We start from the raw sequence: 14,034 nt of genomic DNA, 5'->3' as shown, positions 1-14,034 counted from the left end.
TGAATACAAAGCTAAATTCTTAGAACATCATGCAGTCTCCGCCCGGGGGAAGCGGCGGTGATCCTGCTGGCAAGGTGGGCGTGTAGTCAAATGTCACAATCTTCGCGCCGCCGTCGAATGCCACGAACAGTTGGTTAGATCCCAGCCTAATGGCGATGCCTTCTGGATCAACGCCGAATTCCAACAGACTTTGCTGGGCGAGCAGTCTGCCGTCTGCCGTAAACTCATACAAGCTGTTTGACCCTTCCCAGTCATCAACAATCAACATGTGACCGGTGCGCGGGTCAATCGCGATGCCCTGCGGCTCACTCAAGGGAGGAGAGAGCTTCATGGTATCCAACCTTGCCGTAAGGACGCCTTCTGAAGTGAACCAGGACAACCGTTCGGGATCGTCTTCGACGGTCACGATCTGCCCCTGGGCATTGATTGCGATCCCTTCGGTATCCGCAAAACCACCTTCAAGCTCAAAGGGTGCTGCTAAAGTGACACCTTCCGTAGTTACACGTTGGAGGCTGCCGAGACCGTCGCCTAGCAACAAGTGATCCCCTTCGATAGCAATTGCTTTAATACGGAAGAGATCGCTGGATATGCGGCGCAACTCATCACCTTGCAGTGTGACAAGAACTGCTTCGGGCCCCTCGTTCGCGATCCACAAGCCACAAAACGTCGGATCGTAGTCAAGACTTGCGGGTTGGTTGAGCTCGTAACGACCTGTTTCGCGCAACTGCAATGCCGTGGCCGGGGTCGACACAGCAAAAATCAATAAGGCGGTGGTCCTCACTAACACTCAGGATGCTCCTAACTGAGTTAGAAAGGTGGGGCGGGGTCGTGATGGGTCAATACAAAGAACGATTGATCTCCTAACTACAGAGGCCATCACATTGCCGGGTCAGAGGGACGGAGAACGCCAAGGATCGGCGCCAGGTTGCGTGAGTTTGAAATATCCAGCGCCGCAAACCAAGGCAAAGAACCGGAGCAGTTTCTTGTATCGCAGCGAGACCCGAGATCCCGTATCGCGCAACAATTATTGAAGGGTTTGTCGCGTCACCACTCTCGGCGCTGATTGTTCCTTGGCTTTAGTGTTACCAATTTCAGAGTTCGATCTGATTTAGGCTAATGAATAGAAAGTTTAGTGGTATGCCCCGAAACGCTCAAGCTTCGGCGATCATTGTGCCCCAGCTGGAAAAGCCACCGTCTGTCTCACAGATGATCGTCTCCATCCCGGTTACCGCATCGTTTCTAAAATAGCAGTCCGCAAATACACCAGTGCCAACAAATGATAGAGTCAGGGCAACAAAGCCCAAAGCTGCAATCCTCTTCATGATACTCACTCCTTTAGATGAGCTTCATGTGGGAGTTGTCTTTTGCTGAATGTATTTTGCTTTGATTAAGTTTTTTTAACTGAAAACTGCCTGTGGAGTTGTCTCTTCGGAACGCCGTACGCTGCAAATGTTCGCTCAGAAAAGACAGGTTCAACACCCAAAATGAAGGAACTGCACATCCGCGTTCAGGCATTGGCACAACTCGATCTCAAGCGGTGTAAAGCAGACCTATTGGAAGACCACGGCCCTCTCTTGGGAGGCCTTCAGTAAAAACCGATCTCGCTGACATCTACGCGGGCCTCGTGTTCTCGCCCGTACGCTACAACTCCAACTGAGGTGATTGCGTCCGCAACCGGAGTAGCGCGCAACATGGCACCTGAAGCTTTGAAGCCTGACAGAGGCAAATAAACTTCGGTCCATTCGTTAGAAGTTGCAAATGCGGCCTGATAGTATTGCCACGGAAGCACCGTACCCCGTGTTCTGAGGTGGACGAAGTATTGTTCGCCGTTGCCCCGGACCAATAGCCTGACGCCTGATACACCCGTACCTGGCCGATCAGGCAACTTGCGTCGGAACTGGATGAAGCCGCCGTTGTTTACTGTACTCACGGTTCCGGTCAGCCGCGCGAATGCAACATTACCTTCCGAACGAAACTGCACCTGCCCTGAAGAAACTCCTCCCATGACGGTGTCGGCAACGTAGTCCCAACGCGTCTCCGGAGACTTGGAGAAGTCTTCAGTCAGTTTTACATCAGCCTGCGCCATCATGCATCCGATGATAACAAAACCTGAAACAAGCCCAATGAAGTTGGCACGCATATCGATCCTTCTCAATTCAGTATCGCAATGGAAAGGTTCAGTGCCGTGGCAAATGCGACCCATGCAAAATACGGCAGGGAGGCCAGTGCGGAAACCCGATCTGAAGTCCTGACCTGAGCTATGAACATGACGATGACAGCCAACAACGCGACAATGACGACAAAGGCAAACCATGGCAGTTGCAGTACGAAAAAGGTTGGCGACCACAAAAAGTTCAGACCCATCTGCGCCCACCACAGCTTCATGGCGGTCGAGCTTCGGTCTGTTTCGAACTGGCGCCAACCCGCCATAGCGATCAAGACATAAAGCACCGTCCAGACCGGCCCAAAAATCCAATTTGGTGGATTGAAAGCCGGTTTAGAAAGCTGCGCGTACCATTCGCCAGGTGCAGTCAGTGCCCCGATCAGGATGCCGCCGCCCACCACAAGCGCAAGGAATGCTATGCGGATCAACCAATTCGACATTGTAGGATAGCTTTCAGCAGTCCTTGGTCGAAACGTTGACAAGTGCTTCGGAAGAGAAGGTCGCAGTACTGGTCTTATCCGCATCAGTATATGACACCGTGGCGCCTTCGATCTCCGACCCGGTTACGGTGATTTCGCGTTGCCCGATAGTGTCATCTACATCGATGGTAAAGGCGAGTGTGTCCCCGGCTGCGAGGGAGGCGATCTCAAGTTCAATTGTTTCTTGCCCGTCTACGACAGCTGGAATTTGCCGCAGAGCATCAACACCCTCAACGAATTCAAGCGGTTGGAAGACCTCTACACCCGCACCCTTTTCGGTAACGTCGAAAATCAAACGTCCGGCAGATTGCGACAAGTCAATTTTGACGGTCGAGGCTTCTACTTCGCAAGCTCCGACGTTTGTCAGAACAAAACGGTCTTTGGGTGCGCCTTCTATAAAGCGAATTTGTACACCAGCCTGAAGCGAAGTGGCTGCAAATAATCCAAGGGTCGCCGCAAGAATACTCTTCGGGAGCATATTTATCTCCTTCCTAATGGGTTCTTGATAGATACGCTTCGGCGGATTTCTTGGATCAGACTTATGCCGTTTGATTATCGCGGTTTAGCCGACAGGGCCTTTCGAAGTTCCATGCACCGCACTAAAATCGATCCCCACGTCCGCCAGACCATCGGGCCAGATCTGATGGGACAGCACAACAACGCGGTCGTCTTCAACACAGGCTCATTTGATGTCCACACGCTTTCACTACGAAAGCTCAGATTGCGATTGCAAACAAAGGGCAAACCAGAAGGCGCTACATTTGCTGCATTCTTTTTCCAGCATGCGTTGTTTCGACCGTCTTGTTGATCCGCCGTTGGCGCGTTGTTGGGTTCTTGGCAATCTTGATCCAGCGAAGGACATTGCGTCGGTAAGAGGGGGGCAATTGCTCCCATTTGTTCAGGTCCAATTCACCGGATAAATCGTCTGGCACAATCAGAGCATCGACGTCATCAAAGAAGTTCCATAGTCCTGACGCCTTACTGGATTTAATGGACGCCTCTCCTGCGGGGTGCATTAAGCCTTCTTGCCTAAGGCGCTCTGCTCTGTCCTTGTAGCTTTTGGACCAAGCTTGCTGTTTTCGCGGGCTGATCAGTTGCGCCGTCCGGTCTTCATCAATTGTAAATCGTCTTCCATCAATCCAACCATGCGCGATCAGCGCATCCAGCACCTCGTCCCGACTGACATATTTCTGCGGATGTGCCGCCTTCCACGTGATCAGGCGGACGCTATCACGTTTGGCAAAATGCGTGCTCACCCACTCCCACAGTTGATCACGGGATGTGACCTCAATATCAGTCACGCGCCACCATAGTGTTCATGCTTGTGTCATCCGTCGCAAAAAAGCTTCAGCCGTCTTTATGTGCGTGCTCTTGGCCTCTGGCGACATCCGTTCAGCCGCACGGCACATCATCGCCCATCGGGGATTGCCAGCCAGTCTATCGCTGTGATTCAGGATAAATCGCCAATAAAGCCCGTCCCAAATGTCGGCCCAAGGCCCTTTGCCCCAATTGCTCATTTTGCGAACATAGTTTGAACCCGAAAAGTACGGTTTGGTGGTGATCAACCCGCCATCGGCATGCTGGCTCATCGCGTAGGCATTGGGAACCATCACCCAATCATAGCTGTCGACGAACATTTCCATGAACCAGCGATAGACATGATCCGGATCAATTTCGCACAGAAACATAAATCCACCCAAAACCATGAGGCGTTCAATATGATGACAATACCCTGTCTTGAGCACCCTTTCGATCGTGTCGTCCAGCGGATCAATACCAGTGGTTCCGTCGTAGAAAGCGCGGGGCATTGGGCGGTGATGGCCCCAATGATTTGTAGTGCGCATCGGCACACCCAGGCTCTCATAGGTCGCGCGCATAAACTCGCGCCAGCCAATGACCTGACGGACGAAACCTTCTACCGAATTCAGGGGAATACCCTTGCGATCCGCATGCGCCAGCGCAGCGTCCAAAACCTGTTTGGGCGTCAACAATCCAATGTTCAAGGCTGGCGTGAGAACGGCATGCCACAGCCAGCTTTCACCGGCAACAATGGCATCTTCATAGTCGCCAAAGTGATCAAACCGCAGTTCCAGAAACTGCGCCAGCCAGTCGGACGCAGCTTTGTGTGATGTCGGATAGTACAACGTATCCAAGCTGCCCAATGCTTCTGGAAAGTCAGCAAGTACGCTTGCTTTCGCGGCTTCATCAACCGCGTCATGGGAAGGCCAGTCGATCCAGGGCAGGCTGCCCAACAGCGCCTTGGGCACTTTCTTACGGTTTTCCTTGTCAAAGCTCCATTGTCCCCCCGCCGGTTGACCTCCGTCCATCAACACATTCAAGCGGCGGCGTTGGCTCTTGTAGAACTCTGCCATGAACCAGCGTTTGCGACCGGCAAACCAATCCTGATTGTCGGCCCGAGTGTTCAAAAAACCAGGTGATGGCTGGAAATCGAGCGTGATATCGGTTCTGCCAGCCGCCGCCCGAAGACGTTTTTCTGCAATGAAGTCTACCGGATCAACCATGACTATATGGCTGATGCCGCGGTCCCGCAGACTTTGAAACAGGCACAGGCATGCGCCCGGCTGCCGCTCAAAGGGCCAAATCGCGGCATCAAATCCCTTTGCGACCAAGCCATCGCGATAGCGCGTCATGGAAGCTCGGTGCAGCCAAAGCTTTTGCTTGTGCATCGTGGCAGGATAAAACGCATCGCCAAAGAAAAGCGGGTCTTCGAAAAGCACAACCGCGTCGGGTCGGGCGGCCACACCGGGGTGCTGGGCAAACAATTGGTTGGGAAGTAGAAGCGCGGCAGTGGACACCGGCTATGGCCTTGGTTGGGTGGCCAGGTTTAATTGGCTCAAAAGCGATGGGATCTTCTTTCGAAGACCAAAGAAGCCGGCCCTTGCATGAGGCCATGTCAAAGCGTCGTAAGGCCGAAGAATCCGATTCAAGGATAGGCCTGCGTCCCTCAAAAAGGGTTCCGCACGATCCAATCGTGACCGAGTGGGACCGACAGGCGTATAGGCTGTTGCAATGGTTGTGACACCAGCATTCCGTGCTGCCTTGATCAACGGACCACTCCAGTCTTCGGCGGACTGAGCAAGCTTTCCGTAGGGTTCCAGGGCGCTGTTCATCGCGCCCTTGGCAAAATCCTTTGCGGCGTCCCCCATCGGGTTTGGAGACCGACCATGCGTCGCCAAAAGTCCAATCGCGGCAGCAGGCGATGTCCGCACTAAGCAGTCGCTTGACAGATCATCCTCTGTCAACAGCAACAGATAAGGGCTGTCTGCGGGAATGAGCGGGATAGAAAGTGGAATGAGCGGGTGATCTACCGGCTCGGTCAACGGTTCTGCAAATTTGGCGAGGCCTTTTGGTTGAAACCGTCCTTGCGTGTATTTGGCAATATTATCGGGTCGCGCGAGGTAGGTTTTGCCTTTCGTGTGCAATCCGCCGACCCACCGCCAGCTCAGCGTGTTTGACGCGGGATCGCCATCCAGCAAATGCCGCAAAAAGAAGTCCGCGCCAAGATGCCAGGGTATGTGGAGCGTAAAAATCCAAATTGATGCAAACCACATGCGCGCATGGTTGTGGAGGTAACCGGTCGTCACCAGTTCCCGCGCCCAATGATCGAAACAGTCGATGCCGGTATTGCCGTTCACTGCATCGTTGAAACGGATCTCTAAGCCCTGATCGAATTTTAGTCGCTCTAAAGCGCTCAACAGATCCCGTTGATAATGTGCCCAGACGCTGGGCCTCTGTTCCAGCCAGCCCTTGAAGTAAGTGCGCCAGAACACTTCTTGAACGAACTTCTCCGCCGCGTCGGGATTATGTGACGCTAGTACAGTTGCCAGTACCTCTTGTTCCGTTATCAAACGGTGGCGCACCCAAGGTGACAAACCCGATACATTGCTGCGTTGATCGGTCCCTAAATCGTAGTTCCGCTTACCTGCATAATGCCGACCGGCGCGTCCTACGAACTGCTTCAGCCTTTTAAGGCCATTGGTTCGTGTGGGCTTGAAACTGATCGTCTCTTTCGCTTCCGCAAGTTCTGGAAAAATCTCGGTCATGCGGCCGACCTGCATTTTTTTGAGCAGTATTTCACTTGATCCCAAACGTTTTCCCATTTCTTGCGCCAGGTGAACGGGCGCTTGCAGATCGGGCAGATTTTCTGGGGCGAATCGGCTTTCTTCCGCATCCTCATCGTTGGTCACCCAAAGGCAGGTCGAGTTGCTCTTGATCTTGAGCTGACCGCGCATCTTTGCGAGCAGTCCACCTGGTCTTTCGGCTCGCGTGCTTTGCCGCGATGGCTTGCGCTTGGGCGCGAAACTCAGTGCTCCGGCGGACATCCCAAACCCGCTCGCGCGCGGCTTTGGCTGCTGCGAGATGGTCAAAAACACGATCTGGATAGACCGTTCCAACGATTTTCTGCGCGCTTTCAGCTGTCCAGGGTTCGTGGATATGCTGATCCGAAATATTTGCCAATTCCGGCAACCATGTCCGAATGAACACCCCATCAGGGTCCTGATCGTAACCCTGCTTAACTGGGTTATAGATGCGCACGGTATTGATGCCGGTGGTGCCCGATTGCATTTGCACCTGACTCCAGTGAATGCCCGGCTCATAGTCGGTAAACATGCGCGCCAAATGCTCACCCGGGGCACGCCAATCCAGCCAGAGATGATAGCTCGCCGTGGCCATCACCATTGCGCGCATCCGAAAGTTGAGCCACCCCGTCGCTTGCAATGACCGCATGCATGCATCCAAAAACGGATATCCCGTTTCGCCTTTGCACCAGGCAGCCAAAAGCTCGCAATCTGGCGCTTTCGGTCGAAGCCCGTCGTAGAGCCGATGCAAATTTTCAAACTCAATTCGAGGTTCATCCTCAAGTTTCTGAATGAAATGGCAATGCCAATGCAATCGGCCTGAAAACGAGCGCAGCGATTTGCGCCAGTCCTTTGCTTGCGACGGCAATCTGCGTCTTTGCTTTTCTGTCGCTTGTGTTACCTCGCGCATCGAAAGCGCGCCCCAAGCCAGGTAGGGTGATAGCCGCGAACACGCAACGGCTCCCTCCAAAGGGCTGGACATCTCGCGTTGGTATCTTTTGCCTCGGTAGGTCAGAAAGCTGTTCAGCCGCTCCAAACCCGCAGCTCGTCCACCGGCTTGACGACCAACGCACAGATCATCCCGCAAGCCGAGGTCGCGCGCCGTGGGAATATACCCTAGTTCTATGTCGATTGGTTTAAGCGCAACTGGTGACGAAACGGGCAATGCCATAAACCTGTCCCACTGTTCCGCCCAGCCATCGCGAGACTTGAGCCTGCGAAAAACGCCGTGGTTTTGCACTTCGTGCCAATGCACACCATGATCCTTGCACCAAGCCGCGACCTGAAGGTCCCGCTGATACGTCCAATTGTTCCCTGTTTCCTCGTGTGACCAAAGTACGTCGACTAGACCACAATCCTTCAACTCGGATAGGACCGAAACAATCTGCCCGGTGCGCACAACAAGAGGCTGGCCAAGTTCCCCAAGGTCTTTTCGAAATCCGGCGATTGTCTCAGCAGCAAAGTTCCACTGCCGTGTTGACGCGTCGGGTTGTTGCCAAAGCTCCGGTTCAACAACATATAGTGGCAGAACTGGCCCGACCTCAGACGCTTGCGAAAGTGCCGGATGATCATTTACCCGTAAATCCCGTTTGAACCAAACGACTTGCACGATACCTCCGTTCTTCAAGTACTGTACGTATGGCCACAGAAATTGGATCTTTGTTTCAACCACCTCTCCACTTCGCTGTGGACGCGGCCTTGGCTCTTCAAAGACGTTCTCGAATCCGTGTTTGGCAACATTCGCGCCGTATTCACACTTCGTCTTGGGTTGGTCACGCTGATCAGTGACGCAGGTTTGTAGTTGTTCGGCTTGTTGGTTTTGAGTGAATTGGGCCAGTTCAGATGACGTACTTTTCAAGCAGCATCTTCACGGGCAGCGAGGCATTCAATCGAGTGGCCAACAGAAACATTCCTCCAATCTTTCGCTGAAGGTAAAGAACGTCCATTGGCACCTGGGGTGGGATATAGCCGACCTCGACCAGGGCCATACTCTCTTTGTTCAGGCGGTGGGAAAGCGTTCGGTCGGAGAAATCAAATTCATTCGCAGATAGAATTGCTTCGAAAACGCCGCGGATCATTCCGAGGATCCGGTCGTCAAATGGGCCATCACCTTCAATAAGCTTCAGTTGTATGGCAGCCTTTCGAAGCGCCGCGCCGTCTTCAAGCAAACCGGCGCGCAACAAATCCACGTATCCATCTATTGCAGATGGTTGCAGTGCGCGTGCCGCGCCAAAATCCAAGAGACCGATTTTTCCATTGGATGGGTTGTATCGGTAATTGGTAAAGTTTGGATCGCTCTGCATCATACCGAACTCAAAAACCTCCCGCAGCGTGAGATTGACCAAGGCCTCTGAGACTCGATTACGTTCCTCGCTTGTCGCATCACTCACGGCCTCGATAGGGCAACCTTCCAGAAAGGACATCGTCAGAACTTCTGGCGTGCTCCAATCTGCATAGAACTCTGGGATTTTAATCGCTTCATCGCCCTGCAATAGGTCAGCAAAACAGCGCAAATATTGCCCCTCGCGTTCATAGTCCGTTTCTTCATGTAATTGACTGCGCGCCTCTTGGATATACGGAGCCAGATCAAAGCTTTGGGGAAGCAGACCTGACATGCGAACCAGAGTGGCAACGTTGGCCACGTCGCTGTCGATACTGCGCGCGATACCGGGATATTGCACTTTGATCGCCACGTCGCGCCCGTCTTTCAATGTCGCACGATGTACTTGCCCAATGCTCGCTGCCGCTATGGGCCTAACGTTAAAATCTTTGAAGGATTTTCGCCAATCTGCACCCCAAGCTCGGTTCAGGACGTCACGCAATTGTTTCGGTGGCATGAAATGCGCCTGATCTCGTAAACGCGCCATGATGTCAGCCAGTTCAGGCGGCAAGACCTCACCTGCATCCATCGAAATCAACTGACCCACCTTCATCGCGGCGCCTCGCATGCGAGCGAGTTGATCCGCGACTCGTGTCACGTTGCCGGGTGTCATCAACAAACCACGCATATCGGGTCGCGCGCCGCGACCGATCTCCCTTAGGGCGCGTGCTGCCATGTTCCCCGCAATGCCTGCCGTCATGCTGCTTAAACCGGCAACACGGACCAAACGGCTTGTAGGAACTGCCAAAGGGGTTGGTGAGGATTTAGGGTCGGTCATCAATACTCACAAAAATTCCGTGCCCGGAGCGCCTTTTATGCGACCCTTCAAGTTTTCGGTGACCCAACCTCCATAGAAGTCCCCGGGTTGCGGGATCACCCGGTACTCACCAACAAAGCAAGCGTCCATAAGACCGGCGTAAAAGGCGAGATAGCCCTTAATCCGTTCAAATTTGATGGTTGGTGCAGCATAACTCCACGCAGCTTTCTTAGCCGCAGCTGCCCCGCTCTGAACGTCCCAGTAGCTCGCAACACCCTTCCACTCGCAGAATGATCTACCCGAGGCCTTTGTCAGAACGGCATCAATGTCTTGCGGCGGAATATAATACGTGGGGGCGTGGTGGGTTTCGAGAACCTGAAACGCCTGATCGGTTTCCACGATTGTTTGACCGCCGAGCTCGATCCGCACTAGATGAGGCACTGCCCGCAGCGCAGGTGGTCGCGGATAGTCTTGGACGTTTTCAGTTGTCCAACCTGTCATTTCGAACCTTGGTTATGAATCAGTTGTTCCATCTTCGAACTAGCGCGCCGACAGCGTTAATCTAGCGATAGAGCTTTCAGCGTATGGCAGGTGAACTTGCACCAAAATAGGGCTTAGTGTCAATTTGGGACGGGCAACGTTATTTGACCGACTTTGCAGCCCGAACCGTCGAAATGTGTGTCCTAAATCTACCAGTTTGCCAATAGTTCGCCCATGCGCTCTAGGCCAAGGTCGAGGTTGGCAGCAGCACCTCCCCCCACACCCAGTCGGATGTGGTTCTGCATCCCGTAAGACGAACCCGGTAGTAGAAATGTCCGATAGGGATCGGCGAGCAAGCGTTTGGCGAACACGTCGCCATCAATCCCATTGAGCCGTGCCAAACCAATTAATCCAGCCTGAGGTTTGACCCAATCGAGGTTGGGCTGATTGGCAACAAACCTATCCAGGCGTTCCAACGTTTTCATCCCAGCTGCCCGTGCAGTTTTCAAAGCCTGATTATATCGGTCAGACCTCAAGGCGATTTCGGCGATGATTTCGCCAAGAATATTCATAATTTCGCTCGAGTTTTCCCGCAGAATAATAGCGTCCCAAATGAGATCTGAATCACGGCATATCATCCAGCCGGTGCGTAGCCCCTGGAGCCCCAGTGCCTTGGAAACGCTGCCCGTCGTGATACCCCTTGGATACAAACCAGCAATAGAAGGGGCACGGGACCCGTCCCACTCCAATCCCGCGTAAACCTCGTCAACAACCAGCCATGCACCTACGCGATCTGCGATTTGGACAAGCCTTTCCAGCTCTGCTTGTGTCATCAACTGCCCGGTGGGGTTATTGGGGTTGGTCATAAAGATGAGCCGCGTGCGCGCTGTTACTGCGGCCTCAACTTTGTCGAGCGGCAATACCCAACCAGCCCTCTCTTCGCGGTCGACAATTTTTAGCGTCGCGCCAACTGCCTCTGCCAATACGCCCGCTTGTGGCCAGCCCGGGCGTTCCGTTACGACTTCGTCGCCCGGTTGGACCAATTGCATGAATGCAAGATAATTGGCTTCCGCGGCGCCGGCGGTGATCAGAACGTCGTCTGGCTTGCAAACTTCAGACAAGCCGGCGCGGTCCAAAACATGCCGTCGTAAAGCAGGCAGACCCCGAAAGCTCTTTTGGTTCCAATCCAACGGCAGCGCTGGATCCAGCGCATCCATGAACTCACCCAAACGCGGCGACTCGGACAAGGAAAACCCAACGAAAGCCTCTGGATCCGCTTCCGTGGTATCCAGTAGGTATTGAAAAAGTGTGTGTATCTTGACTTTCATGCTCTACTCAAAATCTTTGTAGTCAATCAGGGAGAGAGTCTGTGCAAGCAGAAGGATTTGTCAAAGGGCGACCGATTGACCTTGTGGTTTTGGACTACGGGCTGTTCAAGGTCCATTCCACTGGCCGCATCATAGGTATCTGCGGGTTTCTGATCCGAACAGATTTGGGAGAAGCAATACTCATCGACACTGGATTTCCTGAAAAATACGCCATTGATACCGACGCCGCGGTTAAAGAAGATCGATTGTTCGAGTTTGGCGAGGTTCTGAAGTGCGAACCAGATAATCTGCCACGCGCACAGCTGGCAAAACTCGGGCTTATTCCGTCAGACATTACATTACAGATTTGTACGCACTCCCATATCGACCATATCGGTGCATTGGGCGACTTTCCAAACAGTCCCATTCTCATCTCCTCTGCCGAGCGAGCCTTACCTCGCCCCTTGTATTGGGGCGATATGCGGCCGATGGAATGGCCCGAGCAGGATTACCTGGTTATTGATGACGACGTAGAGATTGGGCCAGGTATCTTCGTTTTGATGGCACCCGGTCATGCGCCTGGCCAGATCGCGGTAATGGTCGATCTTCCGTCGGGGGCGATTTTATTGACCAGTGATGCGATTTCCCGACCAGCAGAAATCGACGAGAAGTTTGCCGGGTCTTGGGACGAAGATGCAGCAATTGCCAGCGCAGACAGGTTGATGCGTCTTGCATCCGAGCGAGATGCCTTTGTAATCTATGGGCATTGTCCAAAGCAGTGGGCTGTTCTGAAGAAAGCACCAGAAGTCTACAGCTGATCCCACCCCTTGGACCATTTTTCCGGAAAGTGATGTCGCACCAAAGAATTATCTGACGTCGCGCCCTTGGTTCAGAATAATCACATTCCCACTGGAAACGTCCCCTGCCGGTGAAATGAGAAAACCAACCCAAGAGGCGATTTGCTCAGGTAGCATCGCATGACCATGTGGCATGGCACTAACGGCTTTCTTCAAGACTTCCTCGGTCAAGACATTGAACAACGGTGTCTCAGTCATGGCAGGTGCCAGAGAATTTACACAGATTTTATCCTTTGCGTATCGACGGGCGAGGTCTTTTGTTAGGGTATCCATCGCTGCTTTTGACGCGCGGTAGTGCGGAGGGTCGAACACATCGAAATTGTAAGCACCGTTCGATGAGATATTTACAATCTTTTTGATGCCTTCGCGTTCTAACATCAATTGGACCGCTTGCTGGCAACAATGGAATGCAGAATTGAAGTTGATTGCCATCTGCTTTTCGAGTTCCTCGGACGGAATGTGCGGGAAGTCAGACATAAAGCAGGTGCCAGCGTTGTTTACCAAAGCATCCAGACCGCCATGGGCTGTCCTAATGCGCTCAAACGTTTGAGCCACGGCCAAAGGATCCGTTAAGTCAACTGAGATAGGCGTGAAGTCCGAACTAAATTCTGACGCCAATTCGTTCAGACACTCTTCTTTGAGGTCCAGACCAATCACATGCAACCCGTTTGTCTGCAATTGGCGGCAGATGGCCTGCCCCATCCCTCCCGCGGCGCCGGTCACAACCGCTGTCTTCATGGTAACTCCTCCAACCTTGGCCAAATTTGGGGTACTTCGAATTAAGGAAAAAAACTCGCAACCCTTTTATCCGAAAGCGGCGAAAGTCAATTCTGCTTGAATTCAACCCACGTCCGTCGTGGGCTCAAGCTAGACTGTGTAAAATCCGATTTCTGCGCATTGCCGACACTTGGGCGCGCTGCGGTACTAGAGACCTTGTCCTCATTTCGTGAATGCTCACCTTCACTTACAGAACGGTTGCTGCGGTATATATGGGGATCGATGGACTCTTAAGGTGATTTGAATACTGATTTTGCACCTTTATCACGAAACAGTACAATCTTAAGGGCTCTCAGGCTTATCTGGGGTCACCATATGCAATTTACTCCCAATCGCCAGCAGACGAGCGCCAAGTCTTAGTGTCCCGATCCCAAACACTGGCCGTGACGCAAGGCGTTGGGTTTATTCCGTCGCAATTGGATCCATGAATATCTGCGACGACAACGCTTTGACGCCCCAAGCCAACGACCGTCCAGCCCTGATTGAGCAACGAGTGTACCGCTTCATTTACCAAAAAGTGCGACATACATCCGCCAGTTCCGCAGTAAAGAGAGGCGGCGCTTGAACACGCAAAACCAGACTCATTCAGAACCCAGTCACGTTGTAGATCTCCGTCGAGATCGATCCTTTCAACCGCGCCCCAATCAATGTGAAATTGACCGTTGTTGAACTCCGCGCAGGCTTGTGCCGCCAGATCAACCTTCGCCTGAAAACCGGGCGGAAGTTGTGAAAC

The 14,034-nt window shown here is 53.0% G+C and carries 16 protein-coding genes; 1 reads left to right on the top strand and 15 read right to left on the bottom strand.

Annotation, left to right across the window (positions count from 1 at the left end):
* Window positions 1-19 precede the first annotated feature (19 nt).
* The 13 genes from AC2FJ6_RS19690 to AC2FJ6_RS19630 all read right to left on the bottom strand — a co-directional run bounded on the left by AC2FJ6_RS19690 (window position 20) and on the right by AC2FJ6_RS19630 (window position 11,688).
* Entirely contained in the window at window positions 20-781 is a 762-nt protein-coding gene (locus AC2FJ6_RS19690; RefSeq protein ID WP_496669763.1) for a hypothetical protein, read from the bottom strand.
* A 370-nt stretch (window positions 782-1,151) separates the two neighbouring features.
* Window positions 1,152-1,322, bottom strand: coding sequence for a hypothetical protein (locus tag AC2FJ6_RS19685; RefSeq protein ID WP_496669762.1), 171 nt, complete (start codon window positions 1,320-1,322; stop codon window positions 1,152-1,154).
* A gap of 263 nt (window positions 1,323-1,585) precedes the next feature.
* A complete protein-coding gene (locus AC2FJ6_RS19680) occupies window positions 1,586-2,140 on the bottom strand; it encodes a CIA30 family protein (protein ID WP_170618905.1) in 555 nt (184 codons plus the stop codon).
* An 11-nt stretch (window positions 2,141-2,151) separates the two neighbouring features.
* Window positions 2,152-2,604 carry a TspO/MBR family protein gene (locus tag AC2FJ6_RS19675; RefSeq protein WP_170574953.1) on the bottom strand — a complete coding sequence of 151 codons (453 nt, stop codon included), beginning with the start codon at window positions 2,602-2,604 and terminating at the stop codon, window positions 2,152-2,154.
* 13 nt (window positions 2,605-2,617) lie between these two features.
* Window positions 2,618-3,121 carry an aggregation factor core gene (locus AC2FJ6_RS19670; RefSeq protein ID WP_170618907.1) on the bottom strand — a complete coding sequence of 168 codons (504 nt, stop codon included), beginning with the start codon at window positions 3,119-3,121 and terminating at the stop codon, window positions 2,618-2,620.
* Window positions 3,122-3,398: 277 nt separating this feature from the next.
* Window positions 3,399-3,944 carry a YdeI/OmpD-associated family protein gene (locus AC2FJ6_RS19665; protein ID WP_170658304.1) on the bottom strand — a complete coding sequence of 182 codons (546 nt, stop codon included), beginning with the start codon at window positions 3,942-3,944 and terminating at the stop codon, window positions 3,399-3,401.
* A 15-nt stretch (window positions 3,945-3,959) separates the two neighbouring features.
* Window positions 3,960-5,459 carry a cryptochrome/photolyase family protein gene (locus tag AC2FJ6_RS19660; RefSeq protein ID WP_496669760.1) on the bottom strand — a complete coding sequence of 500 codons (1,500 nt, stop codon included), beginning with the start codon at window positions 5,457-5,459 and terminating at the stop codon, window positions 3,960-3,962.
* 3 nt (window positions 5,460-5,462) lie between these two features.
* Window positions 5,463-6,707, bottom strand: coding sequence for an FAD-binding domain-containing protein (locus tag AC2FJ6_RS19655; RefSeq protein WP_170775427.1), 1,245 nt, complete (start codon window positions 6,705-6,707; stop codon window positions 5,463-5,465).
* Window positions 6,704-6,835 (bottom strand): DUF2256 domain-containing protein, encoded by a 132-nt coding sequence (locus AC2FJ6_RS19650; RefSeq protein ID WP_414478958.1) that lies wholly within the window; start codon window positions 6,833-6,835, stop codon window positions 6,704-6,706. Before AC2FJ6_RS19650 ends, AC2FJ6_RS19655 begins: the two co-directional genes overlap by 4 nt.
* 2 nt (window positions 6,836-6,837) lie before the next feature.
* Window positions 6,838-8,352: an FAD-binding domain-containing protein gene (locus AC2FJ6_RS19645; protein ID WP_170775525.1), complete on the bottom strand. Its 1,515-nt coding sequence runs from the start codon at window positions 8,350-8,352 to the stop codon at window positions 6,838-6,840.
* A gap of 229 nt (window positions 8,353-8,581) precedes the next feature.
* Window positions 8,582-9,901, bottom strand: a complete 1,320-nt coding sequence (locus AC2FJ6_RS19640) for an ABC1 kinase family protein (RefSeq protein ID WP_170775424.1) — start codon at window positions 9,899-9,901, stop codon at window positions 8,582-8,584.
* A 6-nt stretch (window positions 9,902-9,907) separates the two neighbouring features.
* A complete protein-coding gene (locus AC2FJ6_RS19635) occupies window positions 9,908-10,381 on the bottom strand; it encodes a DUF427 domain-containing protein (protein ID WP_170775422.1) in 474 nt (157 codons plus the stop codon).
* Between the two features lie 188 nt (window positions 10,382-10,569).
* Window positions 10,570-11,688, bottom strand: coding sequence for a pyridoxal phosphate-dependent aminotransferase (locus tag AC2FJ6_RS19630; protein WP_496669759.1), 1,119 nt, complete (start codon window positions 11,686-11,688; stop codon window positions 10,570-10,572).
* 41 nt (window positions 11,689-11,729) lie between these two features.
* Here AC2FJ6_RS19630 and AC2FJ6_RS19625 point away from each other — a divergent pair, with 41 nt between their 5' ends.
* On the top strand, window positions 11,730-12,485 hold the full coding sequence (locus AC2FJ6_RS19625; RefSeq protein WP_170775417.1) for an N-acyl homoserine lactonase family protein: 756 nt from the start codon (window positions 11,730-11,732) through the stop codon (window positions 12,483-12,485).
* 48 nt (window positions 12,486-12,533) lie between these two features.
* Here the strand turns inward: AC2FJ6_RS19625 and AC2FJ6_RS19620 are convergent, their stop codons facing one another.
* Both AC2FJ6_RS19620 and AC2FJ6_RS19615 read right to left on the bottom strand, forming a co-directional pair.
* Complete coding sequence (locus AC2FJ6_RS19620; protein ID WP_170775415.1) at window positions 12,534-13,262, bottom strand: SDR family NAD(P)-dependent oxidoreductase; 729 nt, start codon at window positions 13,260-13,262, stop codon at window positions 12,534-12,536.
* A gap of 361 nt (window positions 13,263-13,623) precedes the next feature.
* Window positions 13,624-14,034 (bottom strand): hypothetical protein (locus AC2FJ6_RS19615; protein WP_496669757.1); only part of this gene is annotated, 411 nt, incomplete at its 5' end.

Source organism: Ruegeria sp. CDSA089 (genome assembly GCF_059612205.1).
Note: the sequence above shows the minus strand (reverse complement) of the source record. Positions and strands in the feature narration are given on the sequence as shown.